The 23,179-nt window shown below is 39.0% G+C and carries 18 protein-coding genes; 12 read left to right on the top strand and 6 right to left on the bottom strand.

What is annotated here, in order from left to right:
• The first annotated feature begins 45 nt into the window (after positions 1–45).
• From nusA to truB, 5 genes are all read left to right on the top strand, one after another.
• Positions 46–1,677, top strand: coding sequence for a transcription termination factor NusA (nusA, locus tag ACFIKJ_RS03395; protein ID WP_375625637.1), 1,632 nt, complete (start codon positions 46–48; stop codon positions 1,675–1,677).
• The gene (locus ACFIKJ_RS03390; RefSeq protein WP_375651802.1) at positions 1,678–2,313 is read left to right on the top strand and encodes an RNA-binding protein; all 636 of its coding nucleotides are present in this window, start codon (positions 1,678–1,680) and stop codon (positions 2,311–2,313) included. It begins immediately after the preceding gene.
• The gene (infB, locus tag ACFIKJ_RS03385) at positions 2,310–4,829 is read left to right on the top strand and encodes a translation initiation factor IF-2 (protein WP_375626757.1); all 2,520 of its coding nucleotides are present in this window, start codon (positions 2,310–2,312) and stop codon (positions 4,827–4,829) included. The genes ACFIKJ_RS03390 and infB overlap by 4 nt, the downstream gene beginning before the upstream one ends.
• Positions 4,830–4,951: 122 nt before the next feature.
• Positions 4,952–5,359 (top strand): 30S ribosome-binding factor RbfA, encoded by a 408-nt coding sequence (gene rbfA, locus ACFIKJ_RS03380; protein WP_273787793.1) that lies wholly within the window; start codon positions 4,952–4,954, stop codon positions 5,357–5,359.
• Between the two features lie 4 nt (positions 5,360–5,363).
• Positions 5,364–6,326, top strand: coding sequence for a tRNA pseudouridine(55) synthase TruB (gene truB, locus ACFIKJ_RS03375; RefSeq protein WP_208439462.1), 963 nt, complete (start codon positions 5,364–5,366; stop codon positions 6,324–6,326).
• A 464-nt stretch (positions 6,327–6,790) separates the two neighbouring features.
• On the opposite strand, the gene ACFIKJ_RS03370 is transcribed toward truB, so the two are convergent.
• Positions 6,791–8,419, bottom strand: a complete 1,629-nt coding sequence (locus ACFIKJ_RS03370; protein WP_273787792.1) for an MFS transporter — start codon at positions 8,417–8,419, stop codon at positions 6,791–6,793.
• 314 nt (positions 8,420–8,733) lie between these two features.
• Here ACFIKJ_RS03370 and rpsO point away from each other — a divergent pair, with 314 nt between their 5' ends.
• From rpsO to ACFIKJ_RS03355, 3 genes are all read left to right on the top strand, one after another.
• Positions 8,734–9,003, top strand: a complete 270-nt coding sequence (gene rpsO / locus ACFIKJ_RS03365; RefSeq protein ID WP_005774142.1) for a 30S ribosomal protein S15 — start codon at positions 8,734–8,736, stop codon at positions 9,001–9,003.
• 250 nt (positions 9,004–9,253) lie between these two features.
• On the top strand, positions 9,254–11,449 hold the full coding sequence (gene pnp / locus ACFIKJ_RS03360) for a polyribonucleotide nucleotidyltransferase (RefSeq protein ID WP_375670260.1): 2,196 nt from the start codon (positions 9,254–9,256) through the stop codon (positions 11,447–11,449).
• Between the two features lie 72 nt (positions 11,450–11,521).
• On the top strand, positions 11,522–12,517 hold the full coding sequence (locus tag ACFIKJ_RS03355; protein ID WP_375670259.1) for a class I SAM-dependent methyltransferase: 996 nt from the start codon (positions 11,522–11,524) through the stop codon (positions 12,515–12,517).
• Between the two features lie 19 nt (positions 12,518–12,536).
• Here the strand turns inward: ACFIKJ_RS03355 and hslU are convergent, their stop codons facing one another.
• Both hslU and hslV read right to left on the bottom strand, forming a co-directional pair.
• Positions 12,537–13,847 (bottom strand): ATP-dependent protease ATPase subunit HslU, encoded by a 1,311-nt coding sequence (gene hslU, locus ACFIKJ_RS03350; RefSeq protein ID WP_375648363.1) that lies wholly within the window; start codon positions 13,845–13,847, stop codon positions 12,537–12,539.
• Positions 13,848–14,429, bottom strand: a complete 582-nt coding sequence (gene hslV / locus ACFIKJ_RS03345; RefSeq protein ID WP_012754621.1) for an ATP-dependent protease subunit HslV — start codon at positions 14,427–14,429, stop codon at positions 13,848–13,850.
• A 220-nt stretch (positions 14,430–14,649) separates the two neighbouring features.
• Here hslV and ACFIKJ_RS03340 point away from each other — a divergent pair, with 220 nt between their 5' ends.
• From ACFIKJ_RS03340 to ACFIKJ_RS03325, 4 genes are all read left to right on the top strand, one after another.
• On the top strand, positions 14,650–15,639 hold the full coding sequence (locus ACFIKJ_RS03340; protein ID WP_375626744.1) for an asparaginase: 990 nt from the start codon (positions 14,650–14,652) through the stop codon (positions 15,637–15,639).
• Between the two features lie 122 nt (positions 15,640–15,761).
• Positions 15,762–16,760 (top strand): type I pantothenate kinase, encoded by a 999-nt coding sequence (gene coaA / locus ACFIKJ_RS03335; RefSeq protein ID WP_375670258.1) that lies wholly within the window; start codon positions 15,762–15,764, stop codon positions 16,758–16,760.
• A 13-nt stretch (positions 16,761–16,773) separates the two neighbouring features.
• On the top strand, positions 16,774–18,147 hold the full coding sequence (locus tag ACFIKJ_RS03330) for a M17 family metallopeptidase (RefSeq protein WP_375626742.1): 1,374 nt from the start codon (positions 16,774–16,776) through the stop codon (positions 18,145–18,147).
• A gap of 157 nt (positions 18,148–18,304) precedes the next feature.
• Complete coding sequence (locus tag ACFIKJ_RS03325) at positions 18,305–19,168, top strand: NlpC/P60 family protein (protein WP_375625613.1); 864 nt, start codon at positions 18,305–18,307, stop codon at positions 19,166–19,168.
• Positions 19,169–20,014: 846 nt separating this feature from the next.
• Here ACFIKJ_RS03325 and mutT read toward each other — a convergent pair.
• From mutT to ACFIKJ_RS03310, 3 genes are all read right to left on the bottom strand, one after another.
• A complete protein-coding gene (gene mutT / locus ACFIKJ_RS03320; protein ID WP_375626738.1) occupies positions 20,015–20,428 on the bottom strand; it encodes an 8-oxo-dGTP diphosphatase MutT in 414 nt (137 codons plus the stop codon).
• Positions 20,429–20,558: 130 nt separating this feature from the next.
• Complete coding sequence (gene argJ, locus ACFIKJ_RS03315) at positions 20,559–21,791, bottom strand: bifunctional glutamate N-acetyltransferase/amino-acid acetyltransferase ArgJ (protein WP_375626736.1); 1,233 nt, start codon at positions 21,789–21,791, stop codon at positions 20,559–20,561.
• A gap of 131 nt (positions 21,792–21,922) precedes the next feature.
• The gene (locus tag ACFIKJ_RS03310; protein ID WP_375670257.1) at positions 21,923–22,876 is read right to left on the bottom strand and encodes a peptidylprolyl isomerase; all 954 of its coding nucleotides are present in this window, start codon (positions 22,874–22,876) and stop codon (positions 21,923–21,925) included.
• Between the last annotated feature and the right edge of the window lie 303 nt (positions 22,877–23,179).

Raw genomic sequence — 23,179 nt, 5'->3', positions numbered from 1 at the left:
TCACTGGGAAATACCCATCGTGTGGCACAAAGAAGGAGAAAATTGATGGCTACAAGCGCTAACAGGCTTGAGATTCTGCAAATTGCAGATGCTGTTGCACGTGAAAAGTCAATCGACCGTGAAATTGTCATTTCTGCGATGGCTGATGCTATTCAAAAAGCAGCACGTTCTCGTTATGGTCAAGAAACAAATATCCGTGCTGAAATCAATTCTAAAACAGGTGAAATTAAATTACAGCGCCTGCTTAAAATCGTTGATGTCGTTGAAGACTATACAACGGAAATTACTTTGTCTGATGCTCTTAAACATCAAGCAGAAGCAAAAATTGGTGATTTTTTTGCTGATCTTTTACCTCCTATGGATTTTGGACGTATCGCAGCACAATCTGCTAAACAGGTTATTGTACAAAAAGTACGCGACGCAGAGCGTGATCAGCAATATGAAGAATTCAAAAATAAAGTTGGTGAAATTATTTCTGGTACAGTTAAGCGTGTGGAATATGGTAATGTTATCGTTGATCTCGGACGTGGTGAAGCTATTGTGCGCCGTGATGAATTAATTCCTCGTGAATCATTCCGCTATGGAGATCGTATTCGTGCTTTTGTCAATGATGTACACCGTGAAACGCGTGGTCCGCAAATTTTCCTTTCACGCACACATCCCCAATTTATGGTAAAACTTTTCACTATGGAAGTGCCAGAAATTTATGATGGTATTATAGAAATCAAATCTGTTGCTCGTGATCCAGGTTCACGGGCTAAAATCGCCGTTGTTTCACGCGATGGTTCCATTGATCCTGTTGGAGCATGCGTTGGAATGCGAGGAAGTCGTGTACAAGCTGTTGTTGCTGAATTACAAGGCGAAAAAATTGATATTATTCCTTGGTCGCCTGATGCGGCAACATTTGTCGTTAATGCACTGCAACCTGCTGAAGTTTCTAAAATCATCCTTGATGAAGATGCTGAACGGATTGAAGTTATTGTGCCAGATGATCAACTTAGCCTTGCTATTGGACGACGTGGACAAAATGTTCGCTTGGCTTCGCAACTAACAGGATGGAACATTGATATTTTAACGGAAAAGGAAGAATCTGAAAATCGTCAAAAAGAATTTACTGAACGGAGTAAATTGTTTATGGAAGCCTTAGAGGTTGACGAAATGATCGGACAAGTTATGGCATCAGAGGGTTTTTCTTCTATTGAAGAAATCGCCTATATTGATCTTGAAGAGATCGCTTCTATTGATGGTTTTGACCATGATACCGCCGCTGAAATCCAAAGTCGTGCCCGAGAATATCTTGATCATCAAGAAAAAGAACTCGATGAAAAACGCAAAAAGCTCGGAGTTTCTGACGAATTGCGAACACTTCCTGGAATGACAAGTGCTATGTTGGTTGCTGTAGGTGAGGATGGTGTAAAAACAATAGAAGACTTTGCTGGCTATGCCGTTGATGATTTAGCTGGTTGGAGAGAACGCAAAGAAGGTCAAACACAGAATTTTTCTGGTATTTTAACCCCTTTTGACATTACACGCGCGGATGCAGAAGCTATGGTTTTAGCCGCACGTGTACAAGCAGGCTGGATAGACCAAGCTGATCTTGTTACAGAAAATCCTGTAGAAGATGAAAATTCTGCAGAAAATGAAAAAACAGATGATTTGGATGTGGATACACTTTAAATGAATGAACGGACTTGCATTGTGACCAGAAAAAATGCTTCAGCACAAACGCTGATCCGTTTTGTTATTGGTCCCAATAACCAAATTGTTCCTGATCTTAAAGCGAATTTACCAGGGCGTGGCGTTTGGATTTCTGCCCATCACGCTATTATTGAGAAAGCAATCAAACAGAAAGCTTTTCATAGAAATTTTAAAACAGATGTTGAGGTTGCGCCAAATCTTGTGCATGTTGTTGATACGCTTTTACTAAAAGCCGCTCTTTCAAGCCTTTCCATGGCACGAAAAGCGGGAGCAATTGTTATGGGAGCAACAAAGGTTGATGCTGCTATCCGATCTGGTAAAGTTATTCTTGTACTTCATGCTAAAGAAACAACAGATGATGGGAAACGAAAAATTGCACAGGCCATCCATTCAATACAACAACAAACAAATCGGACTATAAAAAACATATCTTTATTTACAAGTGATGAAATGCGAGTGGCTTTTGGCTCTAATCCTGTAATGCACGCGGCCTTATTGGACACAAAAGCTGCTGAGGGATTTCTCAAAACGACATATAAATTGATCAGCTATCGTGACGACAAGCATAGTAAGCCTAGTGAGATGACGGCACAAGCCGTGAAGGAAATACAATGAGTGAAAATAACAACGACAAAACAACAGTCAAGAAGACACTAACTCTCAAGAGGTCTGTCTTGGAAACGAGCACGGTCAAACAAAATTTTAGTCATGGCCGTACGAAGGCTGTCGTTGTCGAAACCAAACGGCGTAAAATTACGCGACCTGATGAAAAAGCTGAAACCCCACAGCCCATTACAAAGCCGCATGTGGCCCCTCAGCGCTCTAAACCGCGTTTTGAGGGAAAAAAGCCTCAAGAATCTGTGACCAAAAGCAATCTTTCATCGACTGAAATGGAAGCGAGACTTCGCGCATTAGAAGAAGCACATATCCAAGAAAGAATAACACGAGAACAAGCCGAAGAAGAAGCAAGGCGCGCTAAAGAGCGTGAAGAAATTTTACAGCAAGAAATTAAAGAAAAAGAAATACATCTCCAACAAGAAGAAGAAATATCGCCAGTACAGGCTCCACCTGTTCCCCCTCTCATTGAACAGACAGATATTTCTATTGCGCCTAAAAACACAACTGTGGTTGAAAAACGCAAAATAGATGAAAATAAAGAGGAAGAACGGCATAGTCGACGTGCTAATCCTGCTAAATCAGAAATACGTGTACCAAAAGTTGTCAAAGGAGCTGATGAGCGGCGACGCGGAAAGCTAACTCTGAATAGTGCACTGGATGAAGAAGGAAGCGCACGTGGACGCTCAATGGCTGCAATGCGGCGTAGACAGGAAAAGTTTAAGCGTGCACAAAATCAAGAACCAAGAGAAAAAATTTCTCGCGAAGTTGTTCTTCCTGAAACGATTACCATTCAAGAGCTCGCACAACGTATGACTGAGCGTTCTGTTGATGTGATTAAATTCTTGATGAAACAAGGACAAATGATGAAACCTGGCGATGTTATTGATGCAGATGTTGCCGAACTCATCGCTGTTGAATTTGGCCATACTGTTAAACGTGTTTTAGAATCTGACGTAGAGGAAGGTATCTTTAATATAACAGATAATCCTCAAAACATGCAGCAGCGCCCTCCTGTTGTAACCATTATGGGCCATGTTGACCACGGAAAAACTTCTCTTTTGGATGCTATTCGTAAAGCAAATGTTGTTTCTGGCGAAGCAGGAGGTATTACGCAGCATATTGGTGCCTATCAAGTAGAACAAAACGGTCAAAAAATTACCTTTATTGATACACCAGGACATGCTGCATTTACGGCTATGCGTGCACGTGGAGCTCGTGTTACCGATATTGCTGTTCTCGTTGTAGCCGCTGATGATAGTGTTATGCCCCAAACGATTGAATCAATCAATCATGCGAAAGCCGCTGGTGTACCTATCATTGTTGCTATCAACAAAATTGATAAACCAGCTGCGAATGCACAAAAAGTGCGTACAGAACTTTTACAACATGAAGTATTTGTTGAAACTATGGGCGGAGAAACTTTGGACGTTGAAGTTTCTGCTAAAACTGGTCAAAATCTTGATAAACTTCTCGAAGCTATCCTTCTTCAAGCTGAAATGCTTGATCTGAAAGCAGATTCTCAACGAACTGCAGAGGGCGTTATCATTGAAGCCAAATTGGATCGCGGACGTGGATCTGTTGCAACAGTTCTTGTTCAAAAAGGTACATTACACCCTTCTGATATTATAGTTGCCGGAAATGAATGGGGTCGTGTGCGTGCTTTGATTGATGACCATGGTCGCCATATTAAAGAAGCGCTCCCCTCTACACCGATTGAAATTTTGGGCATGCAGGGAACACCTCAAGCTGGTGACCGTTTTGCTGTTGTTACGCATGAAGCAAAGGCACGTGAAATTTCTGAATACCGTCAACGATTAGCACGTGATAAAGCTGTTGCGCGGCAAACTGGTTCGCGTGGTTCTCTTGAACAGATGATGACAAAATTGCAAACGATAGGTGTTAAGGAATTTTCTCTTATTATAAAAGGGGATGTGCAGGGATCAATTGAAGCAATCGCTTCAGCATTGGAAAAACTCGGAAATGATGAGGTTCGTGCGCGTATTGTACATTCTGGTGCGGGAGGAATTACCGAAAGTGATATTTCTCTTGCGGAAGCTTCTAATTCTGCTGTAATTGGTTTTAATGTTCGAGCCAATAAGCAAGCACGTGATTTTGCTAAAACACAAGGAATTGAAATTCGTTATTACAACATCATTTATGATCTTGTTGACGATATTAAGGCTGCCATGTCTGGATTACTCTCACCAGAACAGCGTGAAACTTTCCTTGGTAATGCTGAAATTCTAGAAGTCTTTAACATTACAAAAACTGGAAAAGTTGCAGGATGTCGTGTTACAGAAGGTAAAATAGAACGAGGAGCCGGTGTTCGCCTTATCCGCGATAATATCGTTATTCACGAAGGAAAGCTGAAAACACTCAAACGCTTTAAGGATGAAGTCAATGAAGTGCAAAGTGGTCAAGAATGTGGAATAGCCTTTGAAAATTATGAAGACATGCGCGCAGGAGACATCATTGAGATCTTCCGTATCGAACATATTAATCGCACATTATAAAATAATCCAATAACTTTACTCTGTTGTAAAATGAAGAAAGTTATTAGGTTTTATACACAATATCTCTTTTTCCTTATCTAAATGGTTAAAAAAAGAGATCTTGTAGCAAGGATAAAACTTTGATGAAAAATGCAAAGCCCTCACAACGGCAACTTAGAGTAGCAGAGCAAGTACGTCATGCAATAGCGCATATATTACAGCGTGATATTTTGCTTGATGATATCTTGAAAGATATTGTTATTTCTGTCTCTGAAGTACGCATGTCACCAGATTTAAAAATTGCTACTTGCTTTGTATCACCTCTCAGCACTCTTAAAAATGCTTCTCATACCGATGTTGTTGATACCCTCAATAAACATAGTCGTTTTCTCCGTGGAGAAATCAGTCACGCGTTGCGACAAATGAAATATATGCCTGAACTGCGTTTCCGACTTGATAATAGTTTTGATAATTTTTCAAAAATTGATGCCCTCCTTCGCTCGCCTGAAGTTGCTCGCGATCTTCACCATAGTGATAAAGATGAGGATTAAAGATATGGCACGGCAACACAAAAAAAAAGGGCGTCCTGTTTCTGGCTGGGTCATATTTGATAAACCAAAAGGAATGAAATCAACAGAAGCTGTCTCACAAATCAAATGGCTCTTTCATGCACAAAAGGCAGGACATGCGGGTACACTTGATCCTCTTGCTTCTGGTCTCCTTCCCATTGCATTGGGCGAAGCAACCAAAACCGTCCCTTACGTGATGCAAGGCAAAAAAACTTACCGTTTTCATATCGCTTGGGGAGAAGAGCGTTCAACAGATGATCTAGAGGGCGAAATAACGAAAACTTCTCTCAAACGTCCAACACAAGAAGAAATACTTGCTCTTCTTCCTCAATATACAGGTGTTATTTTGCAAACGCCTCCGCAATTTTCAGCAATAAAAATTGCCGGAAATCGTGCCTATGATTTAGCGCGTGAAGGGGAAGTTGTTGAGATTCCGCCCCGTGAAGTGGAAATAGAAACTTTCAAATTATTAGAAATGCCTACCAAAGAGCACTCTGTCTTTGAAATAACCTGCGGAAAAGGAACTTATGTGCGCTCTTTAGCGCGCGATATGGGACGTGATCTAGGTTGCTATGGGCATATTGCTGATTTAAGGCGTATTTCTGTCGCACCTTTTGATGAAGAAGATCTCATTACATGGGACGAACTAAAAGCGGCCGTTCCGCCAAATAAAAACACTACAGATGAAAATAATCGTTCTTTTGAAAAAAACTTCACAACACTCGATGAGCTCTTAATTGAAACAAGCGCTGCATTGGATTGCCTCCCTCACTATATCCTTAATGAAACTCAAGCACAGAGAATTATAAAGGGTCATTCTATCCTCTTAAGTCATCACAAAGTACCTCTTGACGAAGATGAGATTTTTGTCCTCTATAAAGAACAACTTCTTGCCATTGGCACCCTCGACAAAAGTTTATTTAAACCGAAGCGGATTTTCACAATTTAATCGATTCTTTTCCGCACCTACCTTTTGCGGAAAGATATTTTTTTCTATCAATTAAGAAAAATATGGTACTTTTCATTGTCTATGTTTACCATATTCATATCAAAATTTAAGTCAGTGCTATAAGCTAACACCACCACACACTTTTTCCTCTTAATGTCGGAACAATCCTTGCGTTTGAAAGGATTCATAAGAGGCTTTTTATTTCTTATTCAATCGTTTTTTACTCACACTTTAACCCTCATTTGTAATGTGCAAGCGAAGATTTAGACTGATTTACTCTAAATAGATTTGAAACGAGAAAAGCTTAAGATTTTTAAGACTATCACTCAACATGAAAAACGACAAATAATCATTATAAATCAATTTATTAACCACTTAAACAGCAATTTTTTGTTATGATTATGCTAACAAATCGATCGAAATAATATTAACGTATTTAATATTTTACAAAAACTGTTTTAACCCTAAGGGAGATGATCAGAGGAGGCTTTTAAAAGCATCTCATTGGCTTGGGGTATTGTTTGGCGTTCAATCATACGGTGCACTCTTATGCCGTTAGGAGCACAATTTAAATGACGCAAACGCTTATTGACTTCTGCATCCGCTTTTGTACGACGATGATTATGGCGTAAATAATCTACCCATGTCGGCATATGATAAGCCTCTGTCCAATATTCAGGTCTTTCAAGATCTCGTAAAAGAACCCACTGACGCGCACCATCACGTAACCGGATATGGCGTCGACGCGTCATCACTTTGAGAAACTCTTCGAGATCATTTTCATGAATTTGATAATCAATCATTATCATGATCGGGCCACTTCTTGCTTTGAGGTCGAGTAATAGTTCCGGCTCTCTAAAATGATCAAGAGGATTTAAATCTATCTGAGGAATTTCTTGAATTCTAAATTTTACCCCCGCAAGAGCACCAAAAATCAAGAATAGAGAACAAATACTCAAAGCAATTGTTGGAGAATAACCATCAGCTAAGCCTCCCCAGATTGCACTTCCAATAGCCATCCCCCCATAAGACGCCGTTTGATAAAGTGCTAAAGAACGTGCAACAACCCAGCGTGGTGTAGAGAGTTGTACAGATGTATTAAACAATGATAATGCCAAAACCCAACATAAACCTGCAGGAAATAAAGCAATATGGCTTATAATTAGTGAACGGCTGATTCCCAATAAAAAGCAAGAAAAGGCGAAACCAATAAATGCACTTGCAATAATTGTTTCTGAACGAAAATGATGCCGTACAACTGCATTAATAATACCTGCTGTCATGGCTCCTAACCCAAAACAACCGAGCAATGTACCATAAAGAAGGGCACTTCCTCCAAGAACTTTATGCGCAACAATTGGCAAAAGTGCTAAAATAGAAATAGCTCCTATACCAAAAAGGAACGCTCGAACCATAATACTCAGGAGATTAGGTGACATCGCAACATAACGCAAACCATCTGAGACAGCTCCTAACAGCCTTTCTCGTGGCAATGAGTTTTTTTTATAATTCGACTTCCAGAAAAATAACGCACCGATAAGAGGAATATAGCTTATAGCATTAAACAAAAAAGCAGCAGATGCCCCCAAAGTTGCAATGATGGCACCGCCAATAGCAGGACCAACACTCCGCATCAAATTAAAGCCTACACTATTCAAACTAACAGCAGCAGGAATATTTTCCCTGCTCACAATATCTCCTATCGTTGCTTGCCAAGAAGGATTATAAAAAGCTGTGCCACATCCAATCAAAAACGTAAAACATAACAAAAGCCAAGGTGTTAGAAATCCCATATAGGCTAAAACAGATAAACTCATGGATATGACCATCATCATAATCTGCGCACACAACATAATTTGACGCCGATTAAAATTATCCGCTAATGCCCCTGCCATCAAAGAAAACATAACAAGTGGTAATGTTGTGGCACTTTGAACAAGCCCAACCATGGAATGCGAAGAACTAATCAACGCCATTAACCACCCTGCTCCAACAGCCTGTATCAGCCCTCCTAAATTAGAAATAAGAGTAGATGACCATAAATTTCGAAATACCGAATTACGAAAAAGTTTTAATGTTGAAATGCTCTGCATCTTTTTCCTCCAAATCGGTATTTATCACTTTTATTACCACGCACGCGCTCATAATCTTTGTATCAAAAGGATGCATAATTCTTTAAAAGACTTCTCATAAAACTCTATTTAAATCAATATTTCAAAACAAAAGCTTTTATTTAAAGAAAGAATTCAAAATGCTGTCAAGGACTAGTATTTTAACCTTCTTTCCTATATAAGGACGAAAACAGGTAAGAGTCTTAGACTTTTCTTGCTTCCTCACAGACCCTTGCTGAACGACATCTCGGCTATGGGTGACTTTATGTTTCTTCGTTTTTGGAAAGGATAATACGATGTCGATTACAGCTGAACGTAAACAAGCTCTTGTCGCAGAATACGCAAATAAAGTTGGTGATACAGGATCACCAGAAGTACAGATTGCTGTACTTTCTGAACGTATTTCTAATTTAACAAACCACTTTAAATCTCACAAAAAGGATAATCATTCTCGTCGTGGTCTTTTGAAGATGGTGTCTCAACGTCGGCGCCTTCTTGATTATCTTAAAGGAGTTGACCAAAATCGTTATCAGACACTTATCAAGAAGTTAGGTTTGCGTCGCTAAAAGAAAAATGGTGGTGGTGTTAAAAAAACCACCTATTTTTTCAACGTGTTGCTTTTAATTAAAAAATTTAAAAACTGGCAAGTTATTATGGGATAGGACTGCTCATCGTTTCGCATTTAAGGCAGTTTACTTCTCTCTTCTCGTAACAAAGATAAAAAGTATGTTGTCCACCCCAGAGCTTGGAAATATGCTACGCAAAACCAGAATGTGAGCAATCAAAGATTTAAACACTGGTCATTAAGGATAAAAAATGTTCAAAACGCACAAGATAGAAATTGAATGGGCTGGGCGTCCTCTCACCCTTGAAACAGGGAAAATAGCACGTCAAGCTGATGGTGCAGTGATTGCTACCTATGGAGAAACTATTGTCTTAGCAACCGTTGTATCAGCCAAAAGTCCAAAACCAGACCAGGATTTTTTTCCACTCACTGTTAATTATCAAGAAAAATCCTATGCTGTTGGTAGAATACCTGGAGGCTATTTAAAACGTGAAAGTCGACCAAGTGAAAATGAAACTTTGGTTTCACGTTTGATTGATCGCCCAATTCGTCCCCTTTTCGTTGAGGGGTATAAAAATGATACACAAGTTATTGTTTCCGTTATACAGCATGATCTCGAAAATAATCCCGATATCCTTGCGATGATTGCATCTTCTGCTGCATTGACCCTGTCAGGTGTTCCTTTCATGGGGCCTATAGCTGGTGCCCGCGTTGGCTATTGTAATGGACAATATGTTCTCAATCCTCATATCGATGAAATGCCCGAATCAAAACTTGATCTTGTTGTTGCTGGAACAGAAAGTGCTGTTTTGATGGTTGAATCAGAAGCACAAGAGTTACCAGAAGATATCATGTTGGGTGCCGTGATGTTTGGTCACAAAGGCCTTCAACCTGTCCTTGATGCCATTATAAAGCTTGCTGAAGTTGCTGCAAAAGATCCTCGTGATTTTGTTCCTGAAGATCTTTCTGAACTTGAAAAAGCAATGCAGAAAATGGCAGAACAGGATATACGAAAGGCTTACACAATTACTGATAAGCAAGAACGTTATGCTGCAATTGATGCACTAAAGACAGAAATCCTCAATAAATTTACGCCCGAAACAGAAGAAGACTGTAAGTTTAGTGCAGATCAAATTGCAACCGTATTTAAACAGTTGCAAGCAAAAATTGTTCGCGGGAATATTCTTGATACCCAAAAGCGGATTGATGGACGCAATCTTTCTACCGTGCGCCCTATCCAATCAGAAGTAAGTATTTTACCCCGCACACATGGATCTGCACTCTTTACCCGCGGAGAAACACAAGCTATTGTCGTTGCAACACTAGGAACTGGTGAAGATGAACAATATGTTGATTCGTTAACGGGAATGTATAAGGAAACATTCCTTCTCCATTACAATTTTCCACCATTTTCAGTGGGTGAAACGGGACGCCTTGGTTCTCCTGGTCGTCGTGAAATTGGACATGGCAAATTGGCATGGCGGGCAATTCACCCCATGTTGCCAACGAAAGAATCTTTTCCTTATACCATTCGTGCTGTCTCAGAAATTACAGAATCCAATGGCTCCTCTTCAATGGCAACGGTTTGTGGGACCTCACTTGCTCTCATGGATGCCGGCGTTCCTCTAGCACGCCCTGTTGCTGGTATTGCTATGGGCTTGATTAAAGAAGGAGAACGCTTTGCTGTTCTGTCTGATATTTTAGGGGATGAAGATCATCTTGGAGATATGGATTTTAAAGTCGCAGGAACAGAAAATGGTATTACTGCCTTGCAAATGGATATCAAAATTGATGGTATTACCGAAGAGATTATGAAAATCGCGCTTGAACAAGCCCAAGGTGGACGAATCCATATCCTCAATGAGATGGCGAAAGCTTTAACCAGTGCACGTGCTGAGCTGAGTGAATTTTCTCCACGAATCGAAGTTATGAATATTTCTGTCGATAAAATCCGTGATGTTATCGGCTCTGGTGGTAAAGTTATTAGAGAAATCGTGGAACAAACTGGAGCAAAAATTAATATCGAAGATGATGGTACCATTAAAATTGCTTCTGCTGATGCTAAAACCATTGAAGCAGCAAAACGCTGGATCCATTCTATTGTTGATGAGCCTGAAGTTGGTGCTATCTACCAAGGAACAGTTGTAAAAACTGCAGAATTTGGTGCATTTATAAACTTCTTTGGTTCTCGTGATGGACTCGTTCATATCTCTCAGCTTGCATCAGAACGCGTTACCAAAACAACCGATATTGTGAAGGAAGGTGACAAAGTTTGGGTTAAATTAATGGGCTTTGATGAGCGTGGAAAAGTTCGGTTATCAATGAAGGTTGTTGATCAAAAAACCGGAAAGGGAATCACCGCTGATAAAGAGATGAATGAAGAAAAGTCTGTGGATGAAAAAAAACAACCTGAAAATAAGCGCCGCCGTAAGAAAAAAGAAGAGTAAGTTTTTCCTCTTATCTTATCATGAAATGCCATCCCAACATTGGAGTGGCATTTTTCTTTGAAAGAGTCATGTGTGTTATTATTTTTGCCTTTTGGAAATCATGAACTCCCGTATCCTGATCCAAACCAATGTTGGTTAGGTTTCGGTTTAACAGAAATCCCAACTCCAGAATGGGCACAGAATTTAAAAGTTATTACGCCTTGGCGACCAGATTTTTTAAAATTTGTCGATACTCCATTTCACTGCTCTCCTCAAATAGATAAAACCTGCAGCTATGATGGTGCATTTTTACATTTGAGCAAATATCGTGGTTTTAACCAAAATTGTTTTCTTGATTTATTAGAATGCGTTAAACCCAATGGATGGATTGTAATCAGTGGGAATAAAACTGCTGGTGCTGCTTCAATGATGAAGTGGGTTAAAACAATTGTTCCCATCACCAACAAATTGTCTAAAAATCATGGTCTTGTATTTTGGTTGCAAGTTCCTCAACAAATTAAGAGACATAACGTTTCACAATTGCGCTTACCACCGCTCACTTTTGATAAATTTCAAACCACTTCTGGTATGTTCTCACACGGACGTATTGATCCGGGATCTGCTGCACTTGCTTCTTATATGCCCAAAGTTATTTCTGGAAAAACGGCTGATTTTGGTGCTGGATGGGGCTATCTTTCTCACGTTGCGCTTGAAAGAAGTGAAAAACTCACCGCTCTCGACCTTTATGAAGCAGACTACAACGCTTTGAGAGCAGCAAAACAGCACCTTAAATCCATAACAGCTCCTTTTTCAATTCATTTTTATTGGCACGACCTTGTGCATGAACCTATCACAAATCTGTATGACACCATCATTTCAAACCCACCCTTTCACACGCAACAAACGACAGATATTTCATTAGGAAAAAATTTTATTATAAATTCTGCAAAGTGCCTAAAACCAGGCGGCAGTCTGCTTTTTGTTGCAAACCGCCACCTGCCTTATGAAACATTATTAAAAAATATTTTCCGCACAGTGTTGATACATGAACAAGCCCATGGTTTCAAAATTATCGAAGCACGCAGATAAACAGAACAAGCTATAACTTTCAAAGAATAAAACGTGAAAGATCGATATCAGCAGCAAGCTCACCAATAGATTTTCTCACATAAGCGGCATCAATTGTAAACGATGTTCCAGCTTTATCAGGTGCCGTGAAAGAAATTTCATCCAAAACGCGCTCCATCACTGTTTGCAAACGACGTGCCCCTATATTTTCAATCCTTGCATTTAAATCTACAGCAATATCTGCTAAAGCATCAATTGCATCATCGGTAATTTCCAAATGAACCTCTTCTGTTGCCATAAGAGCAATATATTGTTTAATCAAACTAGCTTCTGGTTCCGTTAGAATGCGCCGTAAATCTTCTCTTGTTAAAGGGTTGAGCTCCACACGGATGGGCAAACGTCCTTGAAGTTCCGGTAATAAATCAGATGGCTTAGAAACATGAAATGCACCTGAGGCAATAAAAAGAATATGATCTGTTTTGATTTGCCCATATTTTGTACTAACCGTTGTTCCTTCAACCAAAGGCAAAAGATCACGTTGAACGCCCTCACGTGAAACGGCAGCACTAGCTCCACCATCCCTAGTTGCAATTTTATCAATCTCGTCAATAAAAACAATCCCGTCATTTTCAGCAACACGAAGCGCTTCTTGAATAATTTGATCCTGATCAAGGAGTTTTTCAGATTCATCATCAATAAGCGGCTTAAAAGCATCCCTTACTGTCGTCTTACGGACTTTTGTACGACTGCCCATTTTGCCCAAAATATCTGATAAATTCATAATACCCATTTGTGCCCCAGGCATACCAGGAATATCAAAGGTTGAAGCACTATTGCTATTATTATCAGCGACTTCAATTTCAATCTCTTTCTCATCCAATTCACCTTCACGCAATTTTTTGCGAAAACTATCACGGGTAGCGGGACTGGCTGTTTTACCAACAAGGGCGTCTAAAACGCGCTCTTCAGCATTCACGTGAGCCTTTTCTTTTATTTCATCCCGTTTCTTTTCACGCACAAGAGAAATGGCAATTTCAACAAGATCGCGAATAATTTGCTCAACATCACGTCCCACATAACCAACTTCAGTAAATTTAGTCGCTTCTACTTTAACGAAGGGTGCTCCAGAAAGTTTTGCTAATCGACGTGCAATACCAGTTTTACCAACACCTGTTGGCCCTATCATTAAAATATTTTTTGGCATAACTTCTTCACGCATCGGCTCCTCAAGCTGTTGCCTACGCCACCGATTGCGCAGTGCAATAGCTACAGAGCGTTTGGCATCATTTTGGCCAATAATAAAACGATCAAGTTCAGAAACAGTCTCACGAGGGGAAAATACAACACACATTTAAATAGCTTTCTCTAAAGAAGATAATTCTGCATCCAATGTTTCAATCGTAAAATGATCATTGGTGTAAACACAAATTTTAGCGGCAATAGCCATAGCTTTACGAGCAATAGTTTCTGCATCCAAATCCAAATCCATGAGTGCACGCGCTGCTGAAAGAGCAAAATTTCCTCCAGAGCCAATTGCCATAACCCCATCCTCTGGTTCTAATACATCACCAAGCCCTGTTAGAGCCAAAGTTACTTTCTTATCAGCCACGAGCATCATTGCTTCGAGACGACGCAAATAGCGATCTGTTCGCCAATCTTTTGCAAGTTCTACACAGGCACGCATAAGCTGATCAGGATATTGTTCAAGCTTTGTTTCCAATCTTTCCAGTAATGTGAAAGCATCTGCCGTAGCACCAGCAAAACCAGCAATAACCACTCCGTTCTTTCCAAGACGACGCACTTTACGTGCATTACCTTTCATAATTGTCTGCCCAAGAGAGACCTGACCATCACCGGCCATCACGACTTTTCCACCTTTTCGTACCGTAATAATTGTTGTACCATACATTATGTCTGGCTTATGTTCTGTCATAAGGAGACTCCTTAATATTAACTTTACTTTTTAATATTGATTTCTTTTCATACAATGTAAAACTCAACTACTATTGTCCTATTTAAGAACATATACAGCAAAACACAATGATTCAGCATAACTCAATTTGTTGAAAATGGAAAAATGATATCATTGTTGTCAATGTAAATTACTGCTAAATAGCTTTATATAAACAGTTTGTGCCTTTTAGAGGAAAATTATGAAAAAAATAGCCATAGGGACCTTAGGTGGAACAATTGCAATGACTGCTGATCGTTTTGGTCACATGCAACCGACTTTAACTTCAGATAACCTCATAAAAAGTGTTCCTGATTTAAATAACGTTGCTGATATTCATGCACAAACATTAATGCAAATACCAAGTGGATCTTTATCGTTTCAAATTCTTTTTGAAATAATCGAGTGGGCAAAACAACAAATAAACGCTGGTGCAGAAGGTATTGTTTTAACACAAGGGACTGATACTCTGGAAGAAACAGCTTTTTTTCTTTCTCTTTATTGGAAGGAAGCTGAACCACTCATCATAACCGGCGCTATGCGCATGCCTCATGAAGCAGGTGCGGACGGCCCGGCCAATATTTTAGCAGCCACTCGTGTCGCAGCAGCTCCACAAAGTCGTAACAGGGGCGTTCTTGTTGTCATAAATGATACAATTCATTCACCTTATTGGCTTTATAAAAGCCATACCGTCAAAGTCGAAACATTTCAATCAGGTCTTGTAGGTATTTTAGGAACTATTTTAGAGGGAAAACTTATTTATTTCAATGATCAAAAACTTTTTCCGACAACGTTTGATCTCCCCCAAAACCACGATCATCAAATTGCACTCCTCTATTCCTCTTTATCATCTGATGCACAATTAATGAAACTATGCCTTGAAAGTGGGTATTATGCTGGAGTTGTTATTGCTGGTTTTGGTGCAGGACACTGTAGTTTTCAAGAAGCCGACCTTGTGCAACAATATGCACAAAAAATACCAATCATTATTGCTAGTCGTTGTTGTAATGGCTCAACAACTCGTATAACTTATGGCTATAAAGGCTCAGAAATCGATATGATTGCTTCTGGTGCTCTCATGTCTGGTTATTTATCAGCCGTAAAGGCGCGTCTACTTTTATGGGCGTTTTTATCGCAAGGGCACTCATTAGCACAAATCCGTGCAAACTGGAATGACTGGACTATAAGTTAATGAAAAATGATCTATTATCTTAAAGAAGAGAGCATGCAAAACAAAATTTATTTGAAAATCAAGCCGCTCATCTTGTCCACTTTTAATCGATTGCTGCGGCAAAAAATTCTCGTCCAATACAAATGATTGATACGACTATACAAAAAATTAATCAGGAAGATAATCTGGTCAAATGCGTTTCTGACCGATATTCACCCTATCGTGTTTTTACTGCACAAGAATGGTCAGAGTTTCGCGCAGACACACCTCTTACTTTGACTTTTGATGAAATTAAGCGTTTGCGCTCTATTGATGATCCTATCGATCTTAAAGAAGTCCAACGCATTTATCTTTCTTTATCGCGTCTGTTAGCATGCCATGTTGAAGCAGTACAGGAACTTTTTCACAAACGTCAGCAGTTTCTCCATCAAGAAGAGAGTAGAAAAACGCCCTTTATTATTGGAATTGCTGGTTCTGTAGCAGTAGGAAAATCAACCACGGCTCGCATTATTCAAGAACTGTTGAAACGATGGGCATCTAGCATTAAAGTTGATCTGATCACAACGGATGGTTTTCTCTATCCTAATGCAATCTTACAGCAAAAAAATCGTATGAATCGTAAAGGATTTCCTGATTCCTATGACATTAAGAAATTGCTGTGCTTTCTTTCGGCTATAAAAGCAGGTATCGGAAATGTTCGTGCCCCGCTTTACTCACATATGACCTATGATGTTCTAGAAAATCAGACAATTACCATTGATCGTCCTGATATTTTAATTGTTGAAGGTATTAATGTATTACAGGTCAGTGATCTTCCTAAAGATGGGAAAGCTATTCCTTTCGTATCAGATTTTTTTGATTTTTCAATCTATGTCGATGCCGAAACAGAAGTCATTCGTCACTGGTATTTGGAACGCTTTAAACATTTGCGTAAAACAGCTTTTCAAAATCCTGAATCCTATTTTCATCGTTATGCCCAGCTCAGTGAAAAAGAAGCCTCAAAAATCGCTGAGGATCTTTGGCAAACAATTAATTTAAAAAATTTACAAGAAAATATATTGCCAACACGACCACGATCCAATCTCATTCTACGAAAAGGAAAAAATCATTTGGTCGAGTATGTCGCACTTAGACGACTATAAGGATCTCATAACTATGCAGCACTATCACATTCATTTTACCTCAACGCGTATTGATAACAGTTGCCCTATCATCTTGGTAAACCAAAGAACTCTTGCCAACTTATCACTTGATGCGTCAACAACAGCATGGATAAAAGTTAATGACTTTACTGGTAAAGCAGGACAAATACTCTTTGTTCCTCATGAAACGGGGCATTTAAAAAAAGTTTTATTTGGAATTGGCAATGGGAACGATCCCTTTATCACAGGACTGCTTGCTCAAAAACTTCCTGCTGGTCAATGGCATTTAGAAGGTACAACCTCTGATGAAATAAATGCCTATCTTGGATTAGCATTCGGTAGCTATCAATTTAATCGCTATCATCAAAATTCCTCTTTCAAATCATTGTCTATCCATGTCAATGAGGCCGTTGATCTTAATGAACTCCAACGAATTTATGAAGCTGTCTTTTTCGTCCGTGATCTCATCAATATTCCAGCCAATGATATGACCCCTGATGCTCTCGAAAAAGAAGTACGAAAACTAGGAAAAATCTACGGTGCTCATATCCAAAGTATTTGTGGAGATGATCTCTTAACCCATAACTTTCCGATGATTCATGCCGTAGGACGAGCAGGCAGTACTGCACCGCGACTGATTGAGTTACACTGGGGGCAAGAACATCATCCTAAAATAACGTTGGTAGGAAAAGGGGTAACTTTTGATACGGGAGGGCTCGATATTAAATCAGCCAATAACATGTTGCTTATGAAAAAAGACATGGGGGGTGGAGCAAACGTTTTGGGATTGGCTAAACTTATCATGGATGCCAAATTGCCTTTCCGTCTACGTGTTTTGATTCCAGCTGTAGAAAATGCAATTTCTGCGAATGCTTACCGACCAGGTGATATTCTAAAAAGTCGTAAAGGCTTAAGTGTTGAAGTAGGTAATACAGATGCTGAAGGACGACTTGTCCTTGCCGATACGCTCGCCTATGGTGATGAAGAAAGTCCACAATTCATGCTGTGTATGGCTACTTTAACAGGGGCAGCGCGTATAGCATTAGGACCAGATCTTCCCGCATTTTATTGTAATGATTCAATATGGGCACAACAAATTTCTGAATCTGCTCACGCTGTTTTTGATCCTCTTTGGCAAATGCCCCTTTGGAAACCTTATCAAGAGATGTTATCATCACCAATTGCTGATCTTAACAATGTAACTGGAAATAGCTTTGCTGGCTCTATAACGGCTGCTTTATTTCTTAATTCTTTTGTTGAAAAAGCTGAACATTTTGCGCATTTTGACCTTTATGGATGGGTTCCAAAAGAAAAACCAGGATACCCTATTGGTGGATCAGCACAAACTATTCGTGCCCTTTATAATATATTTAAAAATGAAGTTTGACACACAATATCCACAAAGATAGACAATTTTGCATCTTAAAGAATAATTGCAATCGTCTTAAACTGTGTTCTTAGTTTTGTTTGAGGATAAAAACCTTACCAATAGAGTTTTCATGAGTTTGTTTAAAAGTAAGAAGTAACAAAATGGAAGCAAAAAGATGATCTCTAAAGACCCAAGACTTTATGCATTCAGAAATGATCTAGCAGATCAACGTCTTGAAACAGAAATTACAGCCCAGCGCTTTGTTCAAGGTGAAAAAAGACGTGTTAATACAGCGGTCGCTGGACTTTTTAAAGAAAATAGTAAAAAAAGTGAAAGACAAACAGAATGCTTATTGGGAGAAGAACTTCTCATTTTTGAACAAGGGGAAACGATGTCGTGGGGACAATCCCTCAAAGATGGTTATGTTGGTTATATTGATACAACAGCCCTTTGTACATCAACTATAAAACAAACGCATATAGTTTCAGTACCACGTACATTTAAATATTTACACGCTGACTTACGTGGACCAATAGTGTCCCCATTATCTATGGGAAGCAAAGTCAGTGTTGTTGATGAAATTGAAGTCCGTGATACAATGTATTCTATTCTTGAAAATGGAACAGCAATCATTACAAGCCATCTCAGCCCCATTGGACGTGTATACGAAGATTATGTCACAGTTGCAGAAACCTTTATCCGTACACCTTATCTTTGGGGTGGTGTCAGCGGTTTTGGAATTGATTGTTCGGGACTCATTCAACTCTCTATGATGATGACCGATCAAATAGTTTTACGTGACACCGATATGCAGCAAGAAACTATAGGCAGTCCTCTTACAGATACTGATAAACTTCAACGAGGCGATTTAATTTTTTGGAAAGATCATGTTGCTATTATGGTTGATCATGAAAATATTATTCATGCAAATGGTTTTTCCATGGACGTTATGATCGAGCCACTGGAAGAGGCAATTACGCGTATCGCTAAAAAAAATCAATATCCCATCGCAAAACGTCGTCCAATGCAAGAAACTTAATACATGCCTCCTATAAAAATAATTAATTGGATGTTTTTGTTATATAATAAATTGATTTATAAGGATAATTATCCATCATTCATTCTGTGTCAAGAATTCCAAATATCGTAAAAATTCTCTCATTTCAAATCGGTTTTTATGTTGAATCAATCAAAATCGCTTGCTTGTTCATCACAAGCGACATTGATGTATAAGTAAGAATATCCCTTCTGAATGCTCTCAAATGCCAAAAGCTATCATAATAACATTGGGACCAGCTTACTCTTTCATAAGCGTAAGGATAGTGGTGCTCAATAGATTTTACATTATTTCCATGGGGGCTTTAACGTTATACCATTCACTAGTGCGACACGAAACGGGCTTTGGAGCATTGCGAGATGCCTCTTTTAAACAAGCTCGTGAATATACAACACAATGCCGTTCTACATTACCTAAAGAATGCCCCCCTCTTAATCAAAAGCAACATTTTTTGAAATTTTTCCTATTATCGATATCTCATGAAATAAGTACCCCTTATACCTCTCAGTGCACCCAAACCCATCTCACAATGATCCGCGTGAAAAAGCATCATTATATACTTTGCCAATTCTCAATGTTGCGATAACCCTTGGCTATTGGAGAGTTCTTTCAGCACGTATTTTATTTCTTTCTTAAATAATTTTATCCACATGACCCTCCTCACTTGGAACGTGCAAAAGAATGATTTTGATTAATTTAACATAAAACAGATTTGAAATGAAAAAAATTACGACTCTGGACTTTCCCATTCAACATAAAAATTATAAATTATCAATTTAAATCAATATATTGAATTATATTTAAACAATATTTCCTTCTTATAACACATTAAAGAAGATGATTTTTCAATACCTGAACCAATGGTTTATCAGCATCAGGCATAGGGTATTTATCAAGATCATTAACAAAAACCCATTCTAAATTTTGCCCCTCTCGTCCTTGCGCAACTCCCTCATAATGATAACAAAGATACAACGGCATCAAGAGGTGAAATGTTTTATAGCTATGGCTCGCAAACGTTAAAGGGTGTAAATTATTTGCCTGAACATACACACCGAGCTCTTCTTCTAGTTCACGAATCAATGAAATTTCTGGAGTTTCACCTTGCTCAACCTTTCCACCAGGAAACTCCCATAAACCAGCCAGCGATTTTCCTTCAGGACGCTTGGTAAGCAAAACACGATTATCTTGATCTAACAGTGCACATGCAACAACAAGAAGAAGGGGACTTTTTATATACATATCACTCTCCAATGAGAATATAAAGATAACTGTCTCTTTCTAGTATATTCCCTTACCTCAAAAAGAACGCACATATCTCATTCTCTTTTAAAAAATAATAATAGGCAGTTAAATATAGAGAGTGCATCCATTAACTTCTGTAATCGCTATTGATCATAACGTACTCTTTTGTTAAATCGCAAGACCAAACCGTCGCTGTGCTCTTACCCAAACCGATATCAACACGAATTGTGATGTGTTTACCTTGCATATAAGCACCTATTGTCTCTTCACAATACTCAGGATCTCGTACGCCATTCACGGCCACACGATGCTCACCAAACCAAATCGTCAATAGATCACGATCGACTTCAACACCGGCCTTCCCAACTGCCATAACGACCCGCCCCCAATTCGCATCTTCACCGGCAATAGCCGTTTTTACGAGCGGTGAATTTGCAATTGATAAAGCAATAGTTTTAGCTGCATTGTTTGTTGTAGCGCCCATCACATTAACCTCAATTAAATGACGAGCACCTTCGCCATCACAAACAACTTGTAGTGCAAGTTCATGCAGAAGTGCACTCAATTGTTTCACAAAAACTCCATAACGCGGATCAGATTTACTTGTAAGACATGGAAAATGTTCTTTTCCTGTCGCAAACAACATAAGCGTATCTGAAGTTGAGGTATCGCTATCAACAGTAATTGAATTGAAAGAACCCTCAACTGCCTCTGATAACATGGATTGGAGTGCATCCGAAGAAATAGTCGCATCACTAACCACAAATGACAGCATTGTCGCCATATCAGGTGCAATCATACCAGCACCTTTTGCAATTCCATTAATGGTAACACTCTCTCCCCCACAGTCAAAAGTGCGCGTCGCAAGTTTTGGAAATGTGTCCGTTGTCATTATGGCTTTTGCAGCTTCCAACCAATTCCCCTCTTCTGCTGTCTCTGCCATACTTGGTAAAAGATTGACAATACCCGATGCATCCATTGGCTCACCAATAACACCCGTAGAAGCTATAAAAATTTCATCTCCTCTAACCTTTAAAGCGTTCGCTGCTGCACAGATGATTTCATCGGTTGTGCGCTTTCCTTTGCTTCCTGTAAAAGCATTTGCATTTCCAGAATTCACAACAACACCCCTCGCAACCCCATGAGGAAGCGATGCACGACAATGCTCTACAGGGGCAGATGGACATTTTGAACGGGTAAAAACACCGGCCACACTCACTGGCTTATCGAATATGATGAAAAGAAGATCTGTACGATCTTTATATTTAATCCCAGCTTCAGCTGTTGCTATCCGTACCCCAGATAAGGGAGAAAGCTCCTGGATCTTTTGAGGCGACAAAGGAGAAATTTTCAAAACCACAATATGCTTTCTGTAAAAATAAATGAAATAATTGCAGATCAATAACCCCTCATAGAAAACTGCTAGGCTTTTTGAACAAAACTAACCTAGCAAATTATCTATTAAAGAGGCTATCCACTTATTTTTCCTAGCTATTCCGTATCTTCTTCATCTGATGTCTCATCGGGAAGTAGCGTTCCATTTTGATGAAGCGATTCCATGATTTTTGTAACATTAGGATCAGGGTATTTCACATCTATCTTGCTACGCAAATCAACAATCAGTTCTTGATAGCGTTTTTTTATCAGCTGTGTCCGCAACATCTCTTTAACATCATCAAATGCAGGAGGTTGTTTCAAACGACGATCTTCTAATTTAATAATATGCCAACCAAAAGGACTTTCAACGGGTTGTTTAGTGTATTCGCCAATTTTTAAACCAAATGCAGCATCTTCAAAAGGCTTGACCATTTGACCATGGCTAAAATAACCAAGATCACCTCCAACAGCAGCAGAACCATCTGTTGAACTTTTCTTTGCAATCTCTTCAAAACTTTCGCCTTTATTTAAATGCTTAATGATAGATTCTGCTTCTTTTCTTGTTTTGACCAAAATATGACGCGCTTTAACCTCATCTTCTTTAGGTAAAGCAGCGACTTCTTGCTTATAAAGAGCTTCCAAATCAGTATCCGAGATTTTGTCAACAATCGCCTGTTTAAAATAAAGCTGTTGAAGAACATTGTCACGCATGACTGACATACGTTTATCGTAAGCTTCTGTCTTATCAAGACCTTTGCTTCTTGCTGCTTTTGCAAGTGCCTGCATATCTAAATAAGCTTTTAGAACCATCATACGGCGTTGTTCATCAGGAAAACGTGCTAAATTAGGATTTATTTCAAGCGCTAAATCATCCAATTGGCCTGCTGTAATATTTTTCCCATCGATAACCGCCATAACATGAGAAGGAGAAACGGCTTTTTCAGAAGCTTTCTCCAAAGTCTTTAAATCATTCGACGATGAATTCAAACCTTCTTGGGCTCTCACCCCTAAACTTGTACTTGCCAATAAAGCTGATGCTAAAAAAAGCGTGATAAAGTTAAATTTCATAAATATACTCCTTAAAAATGAAGGCAGGTTCAAGATTCCAATTTTCTTTACCATAACACTTTAACCTTTAAACATAGAGAAATAAATTAGTAATTTTATTTTAAAAAAGTATAAAATTGTCCTTTTATCTCAGTTGCTCCAATCCTATCTAATGCAGATGAAAAACATGATAATAGAGAAAAATGACATATTGTATCTTAAATTACTTTGTATTGTATCAGTTAAATAGCGTACCTAAAGTTGACATAGAGCGCTTAGCCTCTTATCTCTACTTTACAATTAAAGTGAAAAATTGCACACCAA

Source organism: Bartonella sp. PS7NMGDW (genome assembly GCF_042193585.1).
GTDB lineage: Bacteria > Pseudomonadota > Alphaproteobacteria > Rhizobiales > Rhizobiaceae > Bartonella > Bartonella grahamii.
The sequence above is the reverse complement of the archived record's forward strand: the minus strand, read 5'-3'. Positions and strand labels throughout refer to the sequence as shown.

Excerpts from the sequence above, each read along its gene's own strand:
- nusA (WP_375625637.1), top strand. The coding sequence starts at position 46 with ATGGCTACAAGCGCTAACAGGCTTGAGATTCTGCAAATTGCAGATGCT.
- ACFIKJ_RS03390 (WP_375651802.1), top strand. The coding sequence starts at position 1,678 with ATGAATGAACGGACTTGCATTGTGACCAGAAAAAATGCTTCAGCACAA.
- infB (WP_375626757.1), top strand. The coding sequence starts at position 2,310 with ATGAGTGAAAATAACAACGACAAAACAACAGTCAAGAAGACACTAACT.
- rbfA (WP_273787793.1), top strand. The coding sequence starts at position 4,952 with ATGAAAAATGCAAAGCCCTCACAACGGCAACTTAGAGTAGCAGAGCAA.
- truB (WP_208439462.1), top strand. The coding sequence starts at position 5,364 with ATGGCACGGCAACACAAAAAAAAAGGGCGTCCTGTTTCTGGCTGGGTC.
- ACFIKJ_RS03370 (WP_273787792.1), bottom strand. The coding sequence starts at position 8,419 with ATGCAGAGCATTTCAACATTAAAACTTTTTCGTAATTCGGTATTTCGA.
- rpsO (WP_005774142.1), top strand. The coding sequence starts at position 8,734 with ATGTCGATTACAGCTGAACGTAAACAAGCTCTTGTCGCAGAATACGCA.
- pnp (WP_375670260.1), top strand. The coding sequence starts at position 9,254 with ATGTTCAAAACGCACAAGATAGAAATTGAATGGGCTGGGCGTCCTCTC.
- hslU (WP_375648363.1), bottom strand. The coding sequence starts at position 13,847 with ATGTGTGTTGTATTTTCCCCTCGTGAGACTGTTTCTGAACTTGATCGT.
- hslV (WP_012754621.1), bottom strand. The coding sequence starts at position 14,429 with ATGACAGAACATAAGCCAGACATAATGTATGGTACAACAATTATTACG.
- ACFIKJ_RS03340 (WP_375626744.1), top strand. The coding sequence starts at position 14,650 with ATGAAAAAAATAGCCATAGGGACCTTAGGTGGAACAATTGCAATGACT.
- coaA (WP_375670258.1), top strand. The coding sequence starts at position 15,762 with ATGATTGATACGACTATACAAAAAATTAATCAGGAAGATAATCTGGTC.
- ACFIKJ_RS03330 (WP_375626742.1), top strand. The coding sequence starts at position 16,774 with ATGCAGCACTATCACATTCATTTTACCTCAACGCGTATTGATAACAGT.
- ACFIKJ_RS03325 (WP_375625613.1), top strand. The coding sequence starts at position 18,305 with ATGATCTCTAAAGACCCAAGACTTTATGCATTCAGAAATGATCTAGCA.
- mutT (WP_375626738.1), bottom strand. The coding sequence starts at position 20,428 with ATGTATATAAAAAGTCCCCTTCTTCTTGTTGTTGCATGTGCACTGTTA.
- ACFIKJ_RS03310 (WP_375670257.1), bottom strand. The coding sequence starts at position 22,876 with ATGAAATTTAACTTTATCACGCTTTTTTTAGCATCAGCTTTATTGGCA.